Origin of the sequence: Agromyces sp. NPDC058064 (assembly GCF_042885275.1) — a bacterium.
GTDB lineage: Bacteria > Actinomycetota > Actinomycetes > Actinomycetales > Microbacteriaceae > Agromyces.
Genome location: NZ_JBHVSE010000001.1, coordinates 644,017 through 662,615, shown reverse-complemented (window position 1 = coordinate 662,615; position 18,599 = coordinate 644,017). Strand labels below are relative to the sequence as shown.

The 18,599-nt window shown below is 72.5% G+C and carries 20 protein-coding genes; 13 read left to right on the top strand and 7 right to left on the bottom strand.

The features are described from left to right. Nucleotides 1-106: 106 nt before the first annotated feature. Nucleotides 107-1,582 (bottom strand): APC family permease, encoded by a 1,476-nt coding sequence (locus tag ACFVSL_RS03100; protein ID WP_386938394.1) that lies wholly within the window; start codon nucleotides 1,580-1,582, stop codon nucleotides 107-109. A gap of 248 nt (nucleotides 1,583-1,830) precedes the next feature. Here ACFVSL_RS03100 and ACFVSL_RS03095 point away from each other — a divergent pair, with 248 nt between their 5' ends. Beyond that, a complete protein-coding gene (locus tag ACFVSL_RS03095) occupies nucleotides 1,831-2,418 on the top strand; it encodes a uracil-DNA glycosylase family protein (protein ID WP_386938392.1) in 588 nt (195 codons plus the stop codon). Nucleotides 2,419-2,445: 27 nt separating this feature from the next. Here the strand turns inward: ACFVSL_RS03095 and ACFVSL_RS03090 are convergent, their stop codons facing one another. Further along, the gene (locus ACFVSL_RS03090; protein ID WP_386938390.1) at nucleotides 2,446-3,000 is read right to left on the bottom strand and encodes a CPBP family intramembrane glutamic endopeptidase; all 555 of its coding nucleotides are present in this window, start codon (nucleotides 2,998-3,000) and stop codon (nucleotides 2,446-2,448) included. 270 nt (nucleotides 3,001-3,270) lie between these two features. Between ACFVSL_RS03090 and ACFVSL_RS03085 the strand changes: the two genes are divergently transcribed. After that, on the top strand, nucleotides 3,271-3,753 hold the full coding sequence (locus ACFVSL_RS03085) for a hypothetical protein (protein ID WP_386938389.1): 483 nt from the start codon (nucleotides 3,271-3,273) through the stop codon (nucleotides 3,751-3,753). A 13-nt stretch (nucleotides 3,754-3,766) separates the two neighbouring features. On the opposite strand, the gene ACFVSL_RS03080 is transcribed toward ACFVSL_RS03085, so the two are convergent. The 3 genes from ACFVSL_RS03080 to arr all read right to left on the bottom strand — a co-directional run bounded on the left by ACFVSL_RS03080 (nucleotide 3,767) and on the right by arr (nucleotide 5,152). Next, complete coding sequence (locus ACFVSL_RS03080) at nucleotides 3,767-4,171, bottom strand: VOC family protein (protein ID WP_386938387.1); 405 nt, start codon at nucleotides 4,169-4,171, stop codon at nucleotides 3,767-3,769. 121 nt (nucleotides 4,172-4,292) lie between these two features. Continuing rightward, nucleotides 4,293-4,634 carry a RidA family protein gene (locus ACFVSL_RS03075; RefSeq protein WP_386938386.1) on the bottom strand — a complete coding sequence of 114 codons (342 nt, stop codon included), beginning with the start codon at nucleotides 4,632-4,634 and terminating at the stop codon, nucleotides 4,293-4,295. Between the two features lie 107 nt (nucleotides 4,635-4,741). Beyond that, nucleotides 4,742-5,152, bottom strand: a complete 411-nt coding sequence (arr, locus tag ACFVSL_RS03070; RefSeq protein ID WP_386938384.1) for an NAD(+)--rifampin ADP-ribosyltransferase — start codon at nucleotides 5,150-5,152, stop codon at nucleotides 4,742-4,744. 80 nt (nucleotides 5,153-5,232) lie between these two features. Here arr and ACFVSL_RS03065 point away from each other — a divergent pair, with 80 nt between their 5' ends. The 5 genes from ACFVSL_RS03065 to ACFVSL_RS03045 all read left to right on the top strand — a co-directional run bounded on the left by ACFVSL_RS03065 (nucleotide 5,233) and on the right by ACFVSL_RS03045 (nucleotide 9,320). Continuing rightward, nucleotides 5,233-5,574: a nucleoside deaminase gene (locus tag ACFVSL_RS03065; RefSeq protein WP_386938382.1), complete on the top strand. Its 342-nt coding sequence runs from the start codon at nucleotides 5,233-5,235 to the stop codon at nucleotides 5,572-5,574. Between the two features lie 315 nt (nucleotides 5,575-5,889). Next, a complete protein-coding gene (locus ACFVSL_RS03060) occupies nucleotides 5,890-6,579 on the top strand; it encodes a Pr6Pr family membrane protein (RefSeq protein WP_386938381.1) in 690 nt (229 codons plus the stop codon). 13 nt (nucleotides 6,580-6,592) lie between these two features. Continuing rightward, nucleotides 6,593-7,873, top strand: a complete 1,281-nt coding sequence (locus ACFVSL_RS03055; protein ID WP_386938379.1) for a 1-acyl-sn-glycerol-3-phosphate acyltransferase — start codon at nucleotides 6,593-6,595, stop codon at nucleotides 7,871-7,873. Further along, nucleotides 7,873-8,487 (top strand): CDP-alcohol phosphatidyltransferase family protein, encoded by a 615-nt coding sequence (locus tag ACFVSL_RS03050; protein WP_386938378.1) that lies wholly within the window; start codon nucleotides 7,873-7,875, stop codon nucleotides 8,485-8,487. Before ACFVSL_RS03055 ends, ACFVSL_RS03050 begins: the two co-directional genes overlap by 1 nt. Continuing rightward, a complete protein-coding gene (locus ACFVSL_RS03045) occupies nucleotides 8,484-9,320 on the top strand; it encodes a phosphatidate cytidylyltransferase (RefSeq protein ID WP_386938376.1) in 837 nt (278 codons plus the stop codon). The genes ACFVSL_RS03050 and ACFVSL_RS03045 overlap by 4 nt, the downstream gene beginning before the upstream one ends. A gap of 26 nt (nucleotides 9,321-9,346) precedes the next feature. Here ACFVSL_RS03045 and ACFVSL_RS03040 read toward each other — a convergent pair whose 3' ends face one another. Continuing rightward, nucleotides 9,347-11,095, bottom strand: a complete 1,749-nt coding sequence (locus tag ACFVSL_RS03040; RefSeq protein WP_386938374.1) for an L-aspartate oxidase — start codon at nucleotides 11,093-11,095, stop codon at nucleotides 9,347-9,349. A 77-nt stretch (nucleotides 11,096-11,172) separates the two neighbouring features. Here ACFVSL_RS03040 and ACFVSL_RS03035 point away from each other — a divergent pair, with 77 nt between their 5' ends. Beyond that, a complete protein-coding gene (locus tag ACFVSL_RS03035; RefSeq protein ID WP_386938373.1) occupies nucleotides 11,173-12,117 on the top strand; it encodes a LysR family transcriptional regulator in 945 nt (314 codons plus the stop codon). Between the two features lie 109 nt (nucleotides 12,118-12,226). Here the strand turns inward: ACFVSL_RS03035 and ACFVSL_RS03030 are convergent, their stop codons facing one another. Then, on the bottom strand, nucleotides 12,227-13,036 hold the full coding sequence (locus ACFVSL_RS03030) for an SDR family oxidoreductase (RefSeq protein WP_386938371.1): 810 nt from the start codon (nucleotides 13,034-13,036) through the stop codon (nucleotides 12,227-12,229). Between the two features lie 72 nt (nucleotides 13,037-13,108). Between ACFVSL_RS03030 and ACFVSL_RS03025 the strand changes: the two genes are divergently transcribed. The 5 genes from ACFVSL_RS03025 (at nucleotide 13,109) to ACFVSL_RS03005 (ending at nucleotide 18,584) form a co-directional block, all read left to right on the top strand. Continuing rightward, nucleotides 13,109-13,729, top strand: a complete 621-nt coding sequence (locus ACFVSL_RS03025; RefSeq protein ID WP_386938369.1) for a TetR/AcrR family transcriptional regulator — start codon at nucleotides 13,109-13,111, stop codon at nucleotides 13,727-13,729. A 96-nt stretch (nucleotides 13,730-13,825) separates the two neighbouring features. Then, complete coding sequence (locus tag ACFVSL_RS03020; protein WP_386938368.1) at nucleotides 13,826-14,443, top strand: TetR/AcrR family transcriptional regulator; 618 nt, start codon at nucleotides 13,826-13,828, stop codon at nucleotides 14,441-14,443. 125 nt (nucleotides 14,444-14,568) lie between these two features. Further along, entirely contained in the window at nucleotides 14,569-15,897 is a 1,329-nt protein-coding gene (locus ACFVSL_RS03015; protein ID WP_386938367.1) for a CaiB/BaiF CoA transferase family protein, read from the top strand. Continuing rightward, a complete protein-coding gene (locus tag ACFVSL_RS03010) occupies nucleotides 15,894-16,985 on the top strand; it encodes a phosphotransferase family protein (RefSeq protein ID WP_386938366.1) in 1,092 nt (363 codons plus the stop codon). Before ACFVSL_RS03015 ends, ACFVSL_RS03010 begins: the two co-directional genes overlap by 4 nt. A gap of 90 nt (nucleotides 16,986-17,075) precedes the next feature. Next, entirely contained in the window at nucleotides 17,076-18,584 is a 1,509-nt protein-coding gene (locus tag ACFVSL_RS03005; protein WP_386938364.1) for an aldehyde dehydrogenase family protein, read from the top strand. The last annotated feature ends 15 nt before the right edge of the window (nucleotides 18,585-18,599 follow it).

Sequence of the window (18,599 nt, the reverse complement as noted above, 5' to 3'; positions counted from 1 at the left end):
CATACTTGCATCATGACTTATATAAGTCAAGAGTTATTCTTGTCATCTGCCGCGGAGACCGCGAAGGGGCCCCGCCGATGGCGGGACCCCTTCGTGCACGGGCGTGTCAGGCGCGAGGGCCCGCCTCCGTCGAGGGTTCGTCGGCCCGGCCGTCCTGGAGCGCCTCGCCCACGTGGAGCACCTCGCGATCGGCCGCATTGAGCGCGGCCTCGCCCTCCTCGCCCTCGGCGATGACCTCGTCCTCCTCGAACGACATCCGCAGGTTGCGGGTGAAGAAGCGGGTGATCGAGAGCAGCACCACGACGCCGACCGCGAGCCAGATGAGACCGTAGATCATCGCGTCGATGTTGAGGTTGACCCACAGCAGCACCGTCAGCGCGATGCCGATGGCCGGCAGCACGATGTTGCGGAAGACCTGCGAGAAGCCCTTCACCTGCTTGTTGCGCACCGCGAAGTGCAGGATCACGGTCACGTTCACGATCGTGAAGGCGATGAGGGCACCGAAGTTGATGAGCGTGAAGATGAAGTCGAGGTCGGCGACCGCCGCACCGAGCGACACGACGCCGACGAAGATCACGGCGATCGCGGGCGTGCGGTACTTCGGGTGCACGTACGAGAAGAAGCGCGAGATCGGCCCCGTGCCGTTGCGGCCCATCACGTAGATCATGCGCGAGACGCTCGCGTGCGACGCGAGGCTCGACGCGACGGCCGCGGCGACCGCCGCCGAGACGAAGAAGATCTGGAAGATGATGCCGCCGACCGAGTACGCGATCTCGGGGAGCGCGGTGCCCTCGAAGCCCGCGTCGGTCGGGAACAGCGCCTGCGCGAACCAGCCGGCCGTGAAGAAGATGAGGCCGCCGAAGAGCAGCGCGAGCACGATCGCCTTGGGCACGACGCTCGCGTCCTTCGCCTCCTCGGTGTACATGGTGATCGCGTCGAAGCCGATGAACGAGAAGCACACGATCGTCGCGGCGCTCACGACCGCCATGACCTGCACGTTCGCGTTCCAGAACGGCTCGAGGGTGAACGGCGTGCCGTCGCCGGCGCCCTGCGCCAGGGCGACCCAGGCGAGCACGATGAAGACGCCGATGAGCACGACCTGGAAGATGAGCAGCGTCGCGTTCACGCGCGAGGTCGAGGTGATGCTCCACAGGTTGAGCAGCGTGATCACGGCCACGTAGGCGATGACCCACACCCAGCCCGACACCTCGGGGAAGAACGACTCGAGGTACTGGCGCACGAGCAGTGCGTTGACGAGCGGCAGCAGCAGGTAGTCGAGGAGCGCCGTCCATCCGACGATCCAGCCGAAGTTCGGGTGGATCGTCTCCGACGCGTAGGTGTACGCCGAACCCGCCGAGGGGTAGACGCGGGTCATGCGGCCGTAGCTGATGGCGGTGAAGATCATGACGACGAGCGCGAAGACGTACGCGAGCGGCACGACGCCCCCGCTCTCCTCCGAGACGTAGCCGAACGTGTCGAACACGGTCATGGGGGTCATGTAGCCGAGGCCGAGGGCGACGATCGCCCACAGGCCGAGCGACCGCTTCAGCGTCGGGTGCGACGGAGTGGCGGTTCGGGTCATCATCGATCCTCTCCCGGAGCGCCGATCGCTCGGCGCGCAGTGAAGTGTCCAATCGGAGCGCCGCCGTCGACGCCCCGCCACGACCGGCGGGCTCGCGCGGTCGACTTACAGTACTCGAAATGTGCGGAATCGGTTGTCAAAGCAGACAATTGGCTTCGAATCTGGTCGTGTTCTCGCGTGTTCACGGGCGGAAAGCGAAGAATACGAACCGAGCCCACTCCCCGTCGAGGTCGTAGTCTGAAGCGATCATGAGCGATGAGATCCGGAGGATCCGCGAGGCGATCGCCGCCGATCCCGAGAACGCGCAGTTCACGGCGCTCGGCCGGCAGCCGGTCTTCGCCGCGGCGTCCGAGTCGCGCATCCTGCTCATCGGGCAGGCGCCCGGTCGCCGGGCCCAGGAGTCGGGCGTCCCGTGGAGCGACGCGAGCGGCGACACCCTCGTCCGCTGGCTCGGCGTCGACCGCGAGACCTTCCACGACCCGAGCGCGTTCGCGATCGTGCCGATGGACTTCTACTTCCCGGGCAAGGCGGCGTCGGGCGACCTGCCGCCCCGGCGGGGCGTCGCGGCCACGTGGCATCCGCTGCTCTTCTCGCAGCTCGCGGATGTACGGCTGACCGTGCTCGTCGGGGCGCACGCCCAGCGCGCCTACCTGCCCGCCCGGCGGCCGACGCTGACCGAGACCGTCCGCCACTGGCGCGACTACGGTCCTGCGGCGTTCCCCGTCGTGCACCCGTCTCCGCGCAACATCGGCTGGCAGCAGCGCAACCCGTGGTTCGAGGCCGAGACGGTGCCGGCGCTGCGCGGCGCAGTCGCGAGGGCGCTGGCGGGCGCGTAGCGCACGCTCGATCGCGACCGAGTCGAGTCAGCCCAGCAGTCCGTACGCGCCGGCCGTCGCGACGAGGTTCGATGCCGCGTGCACGACGATCGAAGGGGCGGTACGGCGGGTCGCCATCGCGAGCGTTCCGAAGACGATGCCGGCGAAGAAGGTGGACGCGGCGAGGCTCACCCCGTTGACGCCGCCGATGATCTGCGGGAGATGGAGCGAGCAGAAGATCACCGCCGTGATGAGGACCGCGCCGTTCGTCGCCCGCACGCTGCGGTCGGGGTCGGGCCACTCGCCGTCGAACCATCGCTTCAGGGAGGGCTGCAGCATGCCGCGGAACACGACCTCCTCGATGAACGGGGCAGCGACCACCGCCAGGACGAGCTCGGGCAGCCACACCATCGGCTCGGGGGAGACGACCACGTTCGTCTCGAGACCGCCGGGGTCGCCGAAGATCAGCAGGGCGGTGAACACGACGACCGGCTCGAGATACCAGATCGCCGCGAAGGCGACCGGGATGCCGAGCAGGTCGATCCAGCGGAAGCTCAGCCCGTAGTCGCGGATGAGGTTGCCGGTGCCCCACCTCCGGGACACGGAGACGATCCATCCGGTGACGAGCACCGGCATGGCGAGCGCGGACGCCAGCCAGACCGGGTAGTTCCACGACTCGGCGGGGATGAGGGCCGGGAGGAAGTTGCACGCGACGAAGATCCCGACGCCGACGAAGGCATGCAGGAGACCCCATCGGGTGGCTGCTGGGGTCGCTCGAGCGCGGGTGTCGACGGCGTCTACATCGACGAACGTAGCGCAGGCGGCGGCACGATGACGATGCCGGGTGTCGGCGGCACTCGATACCGTACGGCCATGACCTCGACGGACTTCGACTTCCTCCTCGGCAGTTGGACGGTGCGCCACCGGCGGCTGACCGACGCGCTCGATCCGGCCTGCGACACCTGGGTCGAGTTCGACTCGGTCGCCGAGGTCGAGAGCATCCTCGGCGGACTCGGCACGGCCGACCAGACTCGTGGCACGCTGGCCGACGGCACCGCCTTCGACGGCTACTCGTTGCGCCTCTACGTGCCCGAGACCGACGAGTGGGCGATCTGGTGGGCGTCGGCCTCGCGACCGGGGGTGCTCGACGACCCGGTGCGCGGCCGCTTCGACGACGGCATCGGCACGTTCATCGGCCCGGCCGAGTACCGGGGCGTCCACTTCCTCGCCCGATTCCGCTGGCTCGACACCGACGGTCCGCACCCCGTCTGGGAGCAGGACTTCTCGTTCGACGACGGCGCCAGTTGGGCGCCCGTCAACTGGCGGATGGTGCACACGCGGCGCACGCCCGCCTGAGCCGCCCGGGCCCTCAGCCCGCGACCGACTCCTTCGGCGGGTTGTGCATGAACTCGAAGCGGATGCCGTTGTCGTCCTCGACGAACGACGCGTAGTAGCGCTCGTTGAAGCGCGGGTACGGCTTCGGGTCGCGCACGGCCGTCCACCCGGCGTCGACGGCGATGGCGTGCAGGCGGTCGACTTCGTCGCGCGAGGCGACCGGGAACGCGAGATGCTGCCAGCCGACCCGGCCGTGGCGGTGCGGGCCCGATCCGTCGCGTGCCGGGAACAGGATCAGCTCCTCCTCGCCCAGGTACCACGAGACTCCGTTGTCGGCGTCCTGCCGGGTGCAGCCGAGCGCCTGCATCACGGGGTCGAACTGGGCGATCGAGCGGGGCAGGTCGTCGACGCTGAGCCCGAGGTGGTCGAAAAGCGGCATCCGGTCATACTTCCGTGCGGGTTTCGGTCGCGTCAAGGTGACACGCGACGGGCCGGATGCCTCGCCCGCACGCGATGGCGTGGGCTGCGGCATCCGGCCCATCGGTGGAGGGCCGACCGGATCAGATCGCGGCCGTGACCGCGAACTCGACGAAGTAGTCGGGGGTGGCGAGCTTCGCCTCGACGGTGGCGCGCGCGGGAGCGTTGTCGCCGTCGACCCACGCGTCCCAGACCGAGTTCATGTCGGCGAAGCTCGCGATGTCGGCGAGGTAGATCGTCACGCTGAGCAGCTTCGACTTGTCGCTGCCGACGCTCGCGAGCAGCTCGTCGACGCGCTGGAGGGCGGCGCGGCTCTGCTCGACGACCGTCGCGCCCTCGGCCACCTGGCCGGCGAGGTAGACGGTGTCGCCGTGGACGACGGCCTGGCTCATGCGGGGGCCGGGCTGGATGCGCTGGATGGTCACGTGGAACTCCTCGAGGTGGGGGCGGTGCGAATGGTCGAGGCGGCAGGATCGTCGCGCGCTCGTCGCCTGCACAGGCTATCGAGTGCGCGGGACGTGCGACGCCGGGATCAGTTGATGATCTCGCCCCGTTCGTCGGCGCGGAGCGCGGCCAGCCGCTCCCGCCACTCCTGCAGCGCCTCGGGCGTGAGCCGCGTCCACTCGGCGACCTCGCCGAGCACCCGCAGCGGGGAGGCGCTGCGGTAGGAGCGGGTGGGGTTGCCCGGGAACTTCTTGTCGGTCACGTTCGGGTCGTCCTCGAACGGCCCGGTCGGCTCGACGAGGTAGACGCGCGGGTCGCCGTCGCCGGCCGCGAGCTCGGCGGCGAGGCCGGCCCCGTCGCGCAGGGCGGTGAAGTAGATGTGGTTCATCACGACGTCGGGGCGGTAGTTCGACCGGAAGCCCGCCGTCAGCAGGTCGCCGCTCCGCAGCTCGGCTTTCGTGCCGTGGAAGAACGGCCCCTCGTCCAGCGCTCGGCTCACGCCGACAGCCTAGGCGAGCGCGCGCGGTCGGGCGAGGGGGCCGCTCGCCATCGGTGCCACTCCGCGCCAGACTTGGTTCCATGACGATCTCCGATGCCGATCTCGTCCATCTCCGCCGTGCGGTCGCGCTCGCCGAGGAGGCGCTCGCGGGCGGCGACGGCCCGTTCGGCTCGGTGCTCGTCGACGCCGACGGTCGCGAGCGCTTCGCCGACCGCAACCGCGAGGAGAGCACGGGCGATGCGACGCGGCATCCCGAGTTCGAGATCGCCCGGTGGGCCGCGACGAACCTCAGCGCCGACGAGCGGGCGGCGGCGACCGTCTACACCTCGGGCGAGCACTGCCCGATGTGCTCGGCGGCGCACGCCTGGGTCGGCCTCGGCCGGGTCGTCTACGTCGCCTCAGCGGAGCAGATCTCGGGATGACGGCGCGAGCTCGGCGCCGCATCGTCACCGGTCGCGGCGCTGCCGATCACGTTGGTGGCACCGGGCCTGCCCGTCGAGGGGCCGGTCGACGAACTCGTTCCCGAGGTGCGGGTGCTGATCGAGCGGGCGGTGCGGTCGGGCGAGTGATGGTCTGACGGTCCCCCGACAGGGGGACGACCTTGGAGCTCTCGCACAATCGCGGGGCGACTTAATCAAGAAATCCTCAACTTTGCCGCCAAGGTTGGTGCGGCCGGCCGGCGAGAGGGCTACAACGTCCTCAATCGGATACAGCTGCATCGAACCGTGGGGGGTCTCATGCGTTGGGTATGGTTCAGGATCGCCGTCGCCGGCATCGCGAGCTCGGGCGTCATCGCCGGGCTCCTGGTCAACATCGACCGTGCGATGCGCACCGGCGAGGATCGCAGTGACGTGCTGGCGAACTACTTCAGCCTGTTCACGATCGTGTCGTCGATCCTCAGCGTCGTCGTGCTCGCGATCGCGGCCCGGTGGAGCCTGCGGCACCCCGCGCCCTCGCGCGAGCCGATCGGCATCGCGCTCGCGCTCGCCGCAGTCACCGGACCGGTCATCCTGCTCGGCATCGTGTTCAACGTGCTGCTGCGCGGCGACCCGGCGCCGATCGCCGCCACCGACCCCGGCTGGGTCTCGTTCATGGACCAGTGGGCCACCGAGACGCTGCACGTGGTGCTGCCGATCGCATTCGTGATCGACCTGCTGTTCGCCAGTCGGCGCCGGGCGCTGCCGTGGTGGTCGCTCGCCGTCATCGTCAGCTACCCGCTCGGGTGGGCCGTCTACACGATGGTCCGCGGGGAGCGCGTGGCCAACCCGGACGGCAGCGCGGCGTGGTGGTACCCCTACGGCTTCCTCGACCCGCACATCGCCGGGTACGGCTCGGCCCTCGGCTACATCGCCGGCATCCTGGCCGCGTTCGTGCTGCTCGGCGTCGCCATCATCGGCATCGGCCGGGCTCGCGAGCGCCGAGGATGACGGGAGCCGGACCGTGCTCGACACCGCGTCCCTCCGGCTTCCAGCACCGCCCACCACGAGACGGGTGCGCCGGCTCGGCTTCGTGTCGTACTGGCGCTCGAAGCTCTGGGGCCTGATCCTCTCGATCGTCACCGACGGCGTCACGACGATCCCGGCCGGGCGCCGCTCCGACCAGATCCCGCTCGCGCAGCGGCCGCCCCTTCCGGCCGGCCCGCTGGTCGTGGTCGCCAACCACTCCTCCCACGCCGACACCGCCGTGCTGCTCGCGACCCTCGGCCGGAGCAGGCCGGTCACGTTCGTCGCCGCGGCCGACTACTGGTTCGGCAGCACGCGAAACCGGCTCATCGCGAGATGGCTGGTCGGCATCTGGCCGATCCGGCGCGATCGCCGGGGGATGGCGGACCTGCTGGCCGCAGCGCCGGCCGTCGCCGCGGGCGTCGTGTTCGTCGTGTTCCCCGAGGGCAGTCGCCGTCGCACGCCGGAGCTCGCCGGCTTCAAGCGCGGCGCGTTCGAGCTCGCGGCCGCGTCGCGCGCGACCGTCCTGCCCGTGGGCCTCGTCGGCACCGGTGATCTCCTCCCGGCCGAGCGACGGCTCATCCGACGCCGGCCCGTCGAAGTGCGGTGGGGCGAACCGTTCACGGTCGAGTCGGGGCGTGCCGAGCAGTCCGCGGCAGCGGCGCTCGGCGTCATCGACGAGCTCATCCGGGAGCCCGCCCGCCAGCGCCCCGGCCGGGCGTGGGCCAGGATCCGCCGCATGGCGTTCGCCGCGACGGGCATGGCCCTCGTCACCGCGTGGGCATTCGCGGAGGGCATCGTCTGGCCGCTCGTCGCGGAGCTGCCGCTCCTGCTGTTCGTCTGCACCGTCGGGCGCTCCTGGCGCGGCCCGCTCATGATCGGGGCGACCGCGATCGCCTCAGCCGCGGGCATCCTCGCCACCTGGTGGCTCGTCTCGCAGGGCGTGCCGGTTCCGACCCCGTTGACCACGCCGCGCATGCACGAGACGGCCCTCGACCAGCTCACGACCGATCCGGCGGGCGCGTTCGCGAGCCAGATGTTCAACGGCATCCCCGTGAAGGTCTACGCGCACGGCGCGGGTGAACTGGGGCTGGACTTCGCCGACGTCGTCGCCGCGATGCTGCCGCGCCTCGGCCGGATCGCGATCGTCGGGGGGATGGGCTGGATCGTCGGCGGCCTGCTCTCGCGTTACCTGAAGCCGTGCCTCGGTGCCGTGCAGGCCGTGTGCCTGGCGCTGTTCCCCCTCGGCCTCGGCTTCGTGATCCGGTGGTGGTCGTGATGCGCGGCCTGTACGCGGCGAAGCCGTGGTTCACCCGGCGCCTCGAGGGACTCGTCGGCATCGCGGTCCGGCGCGGGTGGTCGCCCGACGCCTTCACCGCCGTCGGGGTCGCCTTCGCCGCCGTGGCCGCCGCCGGGTTGCTCATCGGATGGTGGCCGGTGGTGCTCGTCGGACTCGTCGGGAGGCTCGCCGGTGCGAATCTCGACGGCGCCGTGGCTCGGGACAGAGGGGTGAGCCGCCCGTTCGGATTCCTCCTCAACGAGATCGGCGACCGCGTCTCCGACCTGCTGCCGCTGGCCGCGATCGGCATCCTCGCCTGGCAGACGGGCGCCGCACCGGCGCTCGCGGCCGCCCTCGTGGCGATGACCGCCGCGTCGTGGCCGACCTTCGTCTCGCTCGCCGCCGCGGCCGCCGGTGCACCGCGGCTCAACGGCGGACCGCTCGGCAAAACCGAACGCACGCTCGTCGTGTTCCTCATGTCGCTCGCGTTCATCTGGGTGCCCGTCGACGCGGTGATCGTCGTCGGCTCGGCGGTGATCGTCGTCGGCTCGACGGTGACGGCCGCGATCCGGGTCCGAGCGGCGCGGCGCGCCCTCCGAACGGTCGACGCATGAGCTGGTTCGGACTCAGCGCTCCTGCGACCGTCGGGCTCGTCCTGCTCGTGGCCACCGCGCTGCCCGTGCTGGCCTTCGGCAACCCGACCATCCGCAGCAGGTGGCTGACGTGGGCGGTCATCGGGGTGATCGTCGGCGTCGCCGAGGCGATCGGGGTCGCCGGCGCGGTCGTCGTGGCGATCGCGGTCAGCGTGGTGTGCATCGTCGAGTACGTGCGGCTGGCAGGCCTCAGCACCGCCGACCGCTGGGTCCTGATCGCCGCCGGCGTCAGCGCCCCGGTGCTGGCGGCGGTGAACCCCGCCGCCGTCGGTGCGTGGCTGCCGTTCGCGCTGCTGGCTGCGGCGGTGCTTCCCGTGCTCAGCCAGGACCCCGAGGCCGCGCTCCCGCGCGCCACCGCCGCGGCCTTCGGGATGCTGTGGCTGGTGTGGGCGCCGGCGCAGCTCGTGATCATCCACGAGGAGCTGACGCTCCTGATCCTGACCGTCGCGGTCACCGACGTGGCCAGCTGGGCTGTCGGGAAGAGCCTCGGTCGGCTGCCCGGGGCGCGGCTGCGCCCCTTCGCGGTGTCGCCGAACAAGACGATCGCCGGACTGCTGGGCGGCGCGCTCGCCGCGGCCGGAGTCCTGGCCGTCACCCGGGAGTTCAGCTGGGTGCTGCTGCTCGCCGCAGCGATCGGCGCCCCGCTCGGCGACATCATCGCCTCGATGGTGAAACGGCACGCCGGAGTCAAGGACGCGGGCGCGTGGCTCCCGGGATTCGGCGGGCTGCTCGACCGGGCCGACTCGCTCCTCGTGGTGGCGCCGCTCTTCGCGGCCGCCGCCGCCGCGAACTAGCTCGCGGCGGCGGCCGACCGCGGTCGCTACTCGACGAGCTTGCCCACCGTCGACACCTCGCGCATGAGCGCCGCGATCTCCTCGGGGATCGGCGGGATCGACTCGCGCGTCACCCCCGTCGCGGGCGACCAGACGAGGTTCACCTGCAGCGACTCGTCGATCGAGGGGTAGTCGCTGCGGTTGTGGCAGCCGCGGGTCTCGCGACGTTCGAGCGCCGCCTCGAGCGTCGCGCGGGCCGCGAGCGCGGCCGACTTGAGGTCGAAGGCGTGCGCGAGGTCCTGGTAGCCGGCGATGTCGGGGTGCACGCCGAGGTCGCCCATGCGCGCCTCGATCGCGTCGAGCTCGGCGAGCCCCGTCAGGAGGCCCTGCTCGTCGCGCACGACGCCGGCGTGCTCGGTCATCGTGTTGCGGATGGCGCGCTGGAGGGCGCGAACGTTCTCGGTGCCGTCGGTTCCGAGCAGCGCGGCGATCTCGTCGCGCGCGGTCTGCACCGCGGCGGCCGAGCGGCGCTGCGCGTCGAGCGACGCGGAGTAGGCCGCGGCCGCGCGGCCGACGATGCGCCCGAAGACCAGCAGCTCGATGAGCGAGTTGCCGCCCAGCCGGTTCGCGCCGTGCAGCCCGCTGGATGCCTCGCCGATGGCGTAGAGCCCGGGCACGTCGGTGCCGTGGTCGTCGGGGCGCACCCAGACGCCGCCCATCGAGTAGTGCGCGGTCGGCGCGATCTCGATCGGCTGCCTTGTGATGTCGAGCATCTGCAGCTCGAGCATGGTCTGGTAGACGCGGGGGAGGCGCTGCATGATCGTCTCGCGGGGGAGGTGCGAGACATCCAGCCAGACACCGCCGTTGGGGGTGCCGCGCCCCTCCTTGATCTCGGTGTAGCAGGCGAGGGCGACGCGGTCGCGCGTCGAGAGCTCGAGCCGCTCGGGGTCGTACTCGTGCATGAATCGCTCGCCGAGGCCGTTGGTGAGGATGCCGCCCTCGCCGCGCGCCGCCTCGGAGATGAGGGTGCCGGCGGCGTTCTCGGGCTCGATGATGCCCGAGGGGTGGAACTGCACGAGCTCGGGGTCGCGTACGCGACCGCCCGCCTCGACGGCCAGGCGCCACGAGTCGCCGGTGTTCTCGTCGCGGCGCGAGGAGGTGCGACGCCAGATGCGGTTGTGGCCGCCGGCGGCGAGGATGACGGCGTCGGCGTGGATGAGGTAGCGCGTGCCGTCGTCGAGGTCGAAGCCGTAGGCGCCGAACACCGCGCCGTCGTCGTTCACGAGGATGCGGGTGACGTAGACGGTGTCGAGGATCGGGATGTCGAGCTGCGCGGCGCGGTTGACGAGCGTGCGCTGGATCTCGAGTCCGGTGTAGTCGCCCGCGAAGGCGGTGCGGCGGTAGGTGTGCGCGCCGAAGAAGCGCTGCGAGATGCGGCCGTCGGCCTCGCGGGCGAAGGGCATGCCGTAGCGCTCGAGGTCGTCGATGCCCTGGGCGGCGCCCTTCGTCACCGTCTCGACCGTGCGGGGGTCGGCGAGCAGGTAGCTCTCCTTCAGGGTGTCGGCGGCGTGCTGCTGCCAGCTGTCGTCGGCGTCCATGGTGGCGAGGGCGGCGTTGATGCCGCCGGCGGCGAGCGAGGTGTGAGCGTCGGACTTGGGGCGCTTGCCGAGCGCGAGCACGTCGACGCCGGCTTCGGCGAGCTCGATGGCGGCACGCAGCCCCGAGCCGCCCGTGCCGATGACGAGCACGGTGGTGGAGATCTGCCGCTCGGCGGGAAGGCTGGCTGAAGTGGTCATGCGCTCCACGCTAGGTTCGTGCTTTCGATTACTCCAATGCATCTTCGAACTACCGACGATGCGCATAGGCTATTGATATGAATCTCGAGCAGCTGCGCAGCTTCGTCGAGGTTGCCCGGTTCGGCAACTTCACCCGGGCGGCCGAAGAGCTCTACCTGGCGCAGCCCTCCCTCAGCCGCCAGATCGCCGCCCTCGAGCAGGACCTCGGCGCTGAGCTCTTCCATCGCGCGCGCGGCGGCAGCACGCTGACCGTCGCGGGCGAGTCGCTGCTGCCGCTCGCTCGCCGCATGCTCGCCGACGCCGAGTCGGTCCGACGCGAGCTCGCCGAGCTCGCCGGCCTCGAGCGGGGCCGGGTGCGCCTCGGCGCCACCCCGACCCTCTGCATCAGCCTCGTCGCCGAGGTGCTGAGCGCGTTCCACGCGGAGCATCCCGGCATCGAGCTGCACCTCTCGGAGCAGGGATCGCGCCGCCTCCTCGACGAGCTCGCCGGCGGCGAGCTCGACCTCGCCCTCATCACCACGACGGATGCCTCCTCGGCCGAGCGATTCACCGTGGCGCCCCTGCTCGTCGAGGAGCTGGTCGTGATCTCGTCGGCCGGGGCACCGCCCATCACGACGGGGGATCGGATCGGGCTGGGAGAGGTCGCCGCGCTGCCGCAGATCGTGTTCAGCTCGAGCTACGACCTCCGCGCGGCGACGGATGCCGCCTTCGCCGCGGCCGGGCTGACGCCCGAGGTCGTGCTCGAGGGCGCCGAGATGGACGCGGTGCTGCGGTTCGTCGAGCGCGGGCTCGGGGTCGCGATCGTGCCGGCGATGGTGCTCATCGACCGCCCGGGCCTGCGCTCGGCACGGCTCGACGCCGCCGGGCTCGCCCGCACGATCAGCCTCGCGCGCCCGGTGGGCGTCGCACCGACCGCGGCGGTGGAGGTCATGCAGCGCACGATCGCGGCGACGGCGACGGCGTTCGCCGCCCGTGCGGGAGCGACGATGCGCGTCGCCGACATCGAGCCGGTGCAGGGGTAACCGGTCGAGGCGGGGGGTCGACACCGCCCCAGGGGGTCGTGTCGGGTGCGCGCGACGGGCCCGACACCCCATGAGGAGGTGCCGGGCCCGGTTTGTTCGCGTGGGAGCGTTACGCGGTGATCGCGGGGTCGTTCCACGACCAGATGTCGTCGCCCCGCAGCGTGGCGTCGGCGCCGCCGTCGCAGTAGATCGTCTGCCCGGCCATGTGCGTGTTCTGCTCGCTCGTGAGCCAGACGAGCAGGTTCGCGATCGACTCGGCCGGCTGGTGGTAGTTGAGCGGCATCGGCACGGCCGCGTCGACCATGGCGAGGCCCTCGGGGTTGTCGCGCAGGCCCGCGGTCATCGGGGTGATGACCGTGCCGGGGCCGACCGCGTTGAGCGGGATGCCCGCGCCCGCCCAGGCCTCGGTGATCGACTCGCGGCGCACCCAGCGCGACAGCGCGCGCTTCGACGACGGGTACGAGAGGTACCCGAGCTCGGGGCCCTGCTCGGCGAGCGCGGCGGCGGCGGCGAGTGCGCCGGGCTCGTCGCCCGCGAGCGCGGCGTCGACGATCGCGGGTGCGACGGGCTGCAGCGAGGCCATCGACGAGACGACGGCGGCGCGCGGAGCCGAGGAGGCGCGCAGCGCCGGCAGCAGCCCCTCGAGCACGGCGGTGACGCCGAAGAAGTTGACCGAGACCGTGATCGGGGCGGGCGCCGCGATGCCGGCGCAGGCGATGACCCCGTCGACGACGCCGCCGGAGAGCTCGAGCACGCGTGCGACCGCCGCCTCGCGCCCCTCGGCGGTCGACAGGTCGGCCTCGACGTCGGCGTCGCGGAGGTCGACGCCGATCACGGTCGCGCCCTGCTCGAGGAGCGCGCGCTTCGTCGCGGCGCCGATGCCCGAGGCGGAGCCGGTGACGACGTACTTGCGGGTCATGGTGTGTTTCCTTCCGATTCGAGGAGCGAAGACTATATTTGACACACTACGTCAAAATACTCGGAGGCGGCTGTGGAACCCTTGTCGAACGGTGATGCCCCCGCGCGAGGCCGCGGACGCCCGACCATCGTCGACGGCGACGCGGTCGCCGAAGCGGCGTTCGCCCTCTGGTCCGAGCGCGGCTACGCGGCGACCGGCTGGAAGGAGCTCGCCGACGCCACCGGGGTGAGCACGCGAACCCTCATGCGGCACTTCGGCACCCGCGATCGCATCGCGTGGGCCGAGGTCGAGTCGGCGAACGACCGGCTCGCGCGATCGATCGCCGAGATGAGCCCGGGCACGCCGGTCGGCGAAGCGGTGCGCCGCGCGATCGTCGCCTCGGTCTCGCACGACCCGCACGTGCGGCGCAGCGCCGCCGCCTGGTTCCGCCTGATCGCGAGCGAGCCCGAGCTCGCCGCCACCGCGGCGGCCGCCGACCGCGCCTGGACCGGCCGGCTCGCCGCCTTCCTCGGGAGCCGGCTGCCCGGCGCCTCGGCGGGCACCTGCCGCGCGCTCGCCGCGGCCATGCAGGCGGCGACGTTCGCCGCGCTCACGAGCTGGGTCGAGGCGGGGGGCGAGGGAGACCCCGCCGAGGCCGTCGACCGCACACTGGCCTGGATCGAACTCGCGGAACCCCCGGTCGGTTCCGACTGACCGGCGGGCTGCGGCTGGTAGCGTCTGGCCCACACGCCGGTGCACGCCGGCCCGCGCCGTGTCCGCCGGCGCGCACCCGCCCACCGAGGAGGCCGCATGACCGGGGAGCCCGCCGGGCCGCGCCGCCCCGTGCAGGAGCGCGGGCTCCGCACCCGGGCCGCGATCCTCGATGCCGCCGTGCGCGTGCTCGCCGAGGAGGGCTACGCCGCGGCGACCACCGTGCGGGTGCAGGAGCGCGCCGGGGTCTCGCGAGGTCGGCTGCTGCACCACTTCCCCTCGCGCGACGAGCTCTTCGTCGCGGCCGTGCATCACCTCGCGGCCACGAGGCTCGGCGCGCAGCTCGGCGAGCTCGAGCTGCCTGACGAGCCCGGCGCCCGCATCGACGCCGCGATCACGGCGATGTGGGCGTCGAACGGGCAGCCCGAGTTCCTCGCCTCGCTCGAGCTGTGGCTCGCGGCGCGGCACGACGAGGCGCTCCGTGCCGCCCTCCTGCCGACCGAACGTCGGATGGGCGGCATCCTGCTCGACACGCAGCGCCGGCTCTTCGGCGACGAACTGGCCGCGCGGGCCGAGTTCGCCCCGCTCATGGAGCTCCTCGTCACGAGCATGCGCGGCACCGCGATGACGTACGCGATCACGGACGCCGACGCGGCGAGCGAGCCGAATCTCGTGCTCTGGCGCCGGCTCGCCCGCGCGCAGCTGCTCGGCGAGTGACGGGTCCGTCGCGTCGTCGCGACACCGGGCGATAAAAGTCAGCCTTGACGGTTTTTGCGAACGTCGCCAGAATTGCGGCGTGCCGGTGGATGCCTCCGGCCTGATCCCGAGGGAGTGGTCAGCGCGTGAATGCCGACATCCGAACGGCCGAGCCGGGCGAGGCGAGCGCGTGCGCCGTCGGCCCGACCGACCACGCGACCGACCCCACGGCCGAGTCCGGCGCGCGGGGCCCGCTCCGCGGCATCCGCGTCGTCGAGTTCGCCGGGCTCGGCCCGGCCCCCTTCGCCGCGATGCTGCTCGCCGACCTCGGCGCCGACGTCGTGCGGATCGACCGCCCGTCGCCCGGCGGCGGCGCGCCCGCGATCGATCCGTTCGACACCACGCTGCGCTCCCGCACGATCGTCGCCGCCGACCTCAAGGACGAGGGCGCGCGCGATCGGGTGCGCGCGATCGTCGACCGCGCCGACGTGCTCGTCGAGGGGTTCCGCCCGGGCGTCATGGAGCGGCTCGGCCTCGGCCCCGAGGAGCTCGCCGCCCGCAACCCGCGCCTCGTCTACGGGCGCATGACGGGCTGGGGCCAGGAGGGGCCCTGGGCCGGGCGGGTCGGGCACGACCTCAACTACCTCTCGATCACCGGCATGCTGCACGCCATCGGCCAGGCCGATCGGCCGTCGGTTCCGCTCAACCTCGTCGCAGACTACGGCGGCGGCGCGATGTTCCTCGTCGCGGGCGTGCTCGCCGCGCTCGTCGAACGGGGGGTCTCGGGGCGCGGGCAGGTCGTCGACGCCGCGATGGTCGACGGCGTCGGGCAGCTCGGGCACGTGCACCGGGCGATGCTCGGCGCGGGCGCGTGGCGCGACGAGCGCGCGGCCAACCTCATCGACGGCGGCGCGCCGTTCTACGACGTCTACGCGTGCGCCGACGGGCGCCACGTCGCGGTCGCCGCCCTCGAGCCCGCCTTCTACTCGGCGCTCGTCGACGGGCTCGGCGACGCACTCGATCCGGCCGCCGCGAGACTCGACGAGCGCGAACGGCAGGATCGCGCGAACTGGCCCGCGCTGAGGTCGGCGCTCACCGCCGCCTTCGCGCGCCGGAGCCGCGACGAGTGGGCCGCGCACTTCGACGGCACCGACGCGTGCGTCACGCCGGTGCTCGATCTCGGCGAGGCCGCGGGGCATCCGCACCTCGTCGCACGCGGCTGGACCGGATCGTGGGGCGGGCACGAGGCGCCGGCGCCCGCGCCGCGCCTCGACCGCTCGGGTGCCGCGACGCCCGTGTTCCCGCCGCGCCTCGAGGGCTCCCTCGACGAGGCGATCGCGCGGTGGGATGCCACGGCTGCGCCCCGCCCCGCGGCCGCACCCGATCCCGCGGCCCGTACCGAGCCCGCCGCCCGCGCCGGCTCTGACGCCCGCCCCGACCCCGCCGCCCGGCCCGACGAGAGGACCGCCCGATGACGCTGCGCCACGAACCCGACGGGCGCGACGTCGTCGCGACCGACGCCGAGGCATCCGCGCTCGCCGCGCCGCCGCTGCTCGTGCTCGACCGCGTCGCCCGCTACCTCGACGAGCAGCGCCTCGGCGAGGGGCCGATCGCCTGGTCGCGCGTCGGCGAGGGGCAGTCGAACGCGACCTTCCTGCTGCGCCGCGGCGAGACCGAGCTCGTGCTGCGGCGCGGGCCGCGACCTCCGCTGCCGAGATCGGCGCACGACATGCTGCGCGAGGCGCGGGTGCAGGGGATGCTCCGCGACGCGGACTTCCCGGTGCCGCGGATCCTCGCGGTGTGCGACGACGAGCGGCTGCTCGGGGTGCCCTTCTACGTCATGGAGTACCTCCGGGGCGACGTGATCACCGAGACGCTGCCGGCGCGGTTCGACGAGCCCGCGCCGCGCCGGGCCGTCGCCGAGGCGGCGGTCGAGGCGCTCGCACGACTGCACGCGATCGACGTCGCGAGCGGGCCGCTCGCCGGGCTCGGCCGGCCCGACGGCTACCTCGAGCGGCAGCTGGCCCGCTTCGGCGGGCTGTGGGAGCAGGTGTCGCGCCGACGTCTCCCCGAGGTCGACGGCGTGGCCCGGCGGCTCGCCGAGCGGGTGCCGCCGACCCCGCGCGCGGCCGTCGTGCACGGCGACTTCCGGCTCGGCAACCTCATGTTCGCGCCCGGCGCCCGGCCCGAGGTGTCGGCGGTGCTCGACTGGGAGATGGCGACCCTCGGCGACCCGCTCGCCGACGTCGGCTACTTCACCGCCACGTGGAGCGAACCGGGATCGCCCGGCACCACCATGGAGCTCTCGCCCGTCACCCGCCTCGACGGTTTCCCCGACCGTGCCGGCCTGGCCGCGCGGTACGCCGAGCTGACCGGCGCCGACCTCGACGCGATCCGCTGGTACCAGTCGCTCGCGCTCTGGAAGTCGGCGGTGTTCAGCGAGGCGATCTACACCCGCTGGCTCGCGGGCGAGCGGCCCGACGACACCGTCTTCGCGCCCCGCCTCGAGCACGGCGTTCCCCAGCTGCTCGCCCTCGCCGATGAGCTCGCGACGGCCGGCTGAAGGCCGTCCCTTGTGGCGGATCGCACCAGACCCTAGAGTGAACCCGCATTCACTTCAGGCTCCAGTTCATTCAACGAGGAAGGGACGGCCATGACGCTCATCGCCGACGACCACACGGATTCGCAACTCGTCTCGACCGACCCCCGCGACGGGTCGCCGGTCGGCAGCTGGCCCATCGACGGCCCGGCGCAGGTCGACGCCGCGATCGCCGCAGCACGGGGCGCCGCCGAGTGGTGGCGCGCCCAGGGCTTCGCCGGTCGCCGCAAGCACCTGCAGGCGTGGAAGACCGAGATCGCCGAGGGCGCGCGCGAGCTCGCCGCGGTCATCTCCCAGGAGACCGGAAAGCCCGAGGGCGACGCGCTGCTCGAGGTCGTGCTCACGCTCACCCACCTCGACTGGGCCTCGAAGCGCGCCGGCAAGGTGCTCTCGCGGCGCAAGGTGGCCTCGGGGCTCGCGAGCTACAACCAGTCGGCCAGCGTCGGATACGAGCCCTACGGCGTGGTCGGCGTGATCGGCCCGTGGAACTACCCGTTCTACACGCCGATGGGGTCGATCTCGTACGCGCTCGCCGCGGGCAACGCCATCGTCTTCAAGCCGAGCGAGCTCGCACCGGCGACCGCCAAGTGGATCGAGGCGGCCTGGAACCGGGCGGTGCCCGGCCACGCCGTCTTCGGCGTCGTCGTCGGCGACGGCGCGACGACCGGCGCCGCGCTCGTCGCCGCGGGCGTCGACAAGCTCGCGTTCACGGGCTCGGCCGCGACGGCCAAGCGCGTGATGGCCGCCGCCGCCGAACGGCTCACCCCCGTCGTGATCGAGGGCGGCGGCAAGGACGCGATGATCGTCGCAGCCGACGCCGACCTCGACGCCGCGGCCGGGTTCGCCGTGTTCGGCGGCATGGGCAACGCCGGCCAGACCTGCGCCGGCGTCGAGCGCGTCTACGTCGAGGAGGGGGTCGCCGAGGCCTTCGTCGCGAAGCTCGTCGCGGCGGTCGCGAAGCTGCACCCCGGGCCCGAGGCATCCGACAGCTACGGACCGATGACCCTCGCGCGCCAGTCCGAGATCGTGGCCCGGCACGTCGGCGAGGCGCTCGATCGCGGCGCGGTCGCGGTCGTCGGCGGACGCGAGTCGATCGCGGGCGGCTACGTGCAGCCGATCGTGCTGCGCGACGTCCCCGAGGACTGCGCCGTCGTCACCGAGGAGACCTTCGGGCCCGTGCTCGTCGTGAACCCCGTGCGCGATCTCGACGAGGCGGTCGCCCGCGCGAACGCCACCGACTACGGCCTCGGCGCCTCGATCTTCACGAAGGACCTGCGCAAGGGCCGCGCGCTCGCCGAGCGGCTCCGCGCCGGCGCGGTGACGGTCAACTCGGTGCTCGGCTTCGCCGGCATCCCGGGACTGCCCTTCGGCGGCCGCGGCGAATCGGGCTTCGGGCGCATCCACGGCGCCGACGGCCTGCGCGAGTTCAGCGTGGTGAAGTCGGTCGCGGTGCAGACCATGAAGCCGATGCTCGACCTGCTCACCATGGAGCGCTCCGCGAAGGACATGCACCTCGCCGAGCGGATGCTGCACATGATGCACGGGCGGCGCGGCAAGCGCTGAGCCGCGGCCGGGGGC

Excerpts from the sequence above, each read along its gene's own strand:
- ACFVSL_RS03100 (WP_386938394.1), bottom strand. The coding sequence starts at position 1,582 with ATGACCCGAACCGCCACTCCGTCGCACCCGACGCTGAAGCGGTCGCTC.
- ACFVSL_RS03095 (WP_386938392.1), top strand. The coding sequence starts at position 1,831 with ATGAGCGATGAGATCCGGAGGATCCGCGAGGCGATCGCCGCCGATCCC.
- ACFVSL_RS03085 (WP_386938389.1), top strand. The coding sequence starts at position 3,271 with ATGACCTCGACGGACTTCGACTTCCTCCTCGGCAGTTGGACGGTGCGC.
- ACFVSL_RS03080 (WP_386938387.1), bottom strand. The coding sequence starts at position 4,171 with ATGCCGCTTTTCGACCACCTCGGGCTCAGCGTCGACGACCTGCCCCGC.
- ACFVSL_RS03065 (WP_386938382.1), top strand. The coding sequence starts at position 5,233 with ATGACGATCTCCGATGCCGATCTCGTCCATCTCCGCCGTGCGGTCGCG.
- ACFVSL_RS03060 (WP_386938381.1), top strand. The coding sequence starts at position 5,890 with ATGCGTTGGGTATGGTTCAGGATCGCCGTCGCCGGCATCGCGAGCTCG.
- ACFVSL_RS03050 (WP_386938378.1), top strand. The coding sequence starts at position 7,873 with ATGCGCGGCCTGTACGCGGCGAAGCCGTGGTTCACCCGGCGCCTCGAG.
- ACFVSL_RS03045 (WP_386938376.1), top strand. The coding sequence starts at position 8,484 with ATGAGCTGGTTCGGACTCAGCGCTCCTGCGACCGTCGGGCTCGTCCTG.
- ACFVSL_RS03040 (WP_386938374.1), bottom strand. The coding sequence starts at position 11,095 with ATGACCACTTCAGCCAGCCTTCCCGCCGAGCGGCAGATCTCCACCACC.
- ACFVSL_RS03035 (WP_386938373.1), top strand. The coding sequence starts at position 11,173 with ATGAATCTCGAGCAGCTGCGCAGCTTCGTCGAGGTTGCCCGGTTCGGC.
- ACFVSL_RS03030 (WP_386938371.1), bottom strand. The coding sequence starts at position 13,036 with ATGACCCGCAAGTACGTCGTCACCGGCTCCGCCTCGGGCATCGGCGCC.
- ACFVSL_RS03020 (WP_386938368.1), top strand. The coding sequence starts at position 13,826 with ATGACCGGGGAGCCCGCCGGGCCGCGCCGCCCCGTGCAGGAGCGCGGG.
- ACFVSL_RS03010 (WP_386938366.1), top strand. The coding sequence starts at position 15,894 with ATGACGCTGCGCCACGAACCCGACGGGCGCGACGTCGTCGCGACCGAC.
- ACFVSL_RS03005 (WP_386938364.1), top strand. The coding sequence starts at position 17,076 with ATGACGCTCATCGCCGACGACCACACGGATTCGCAACTCGTCTCGACC.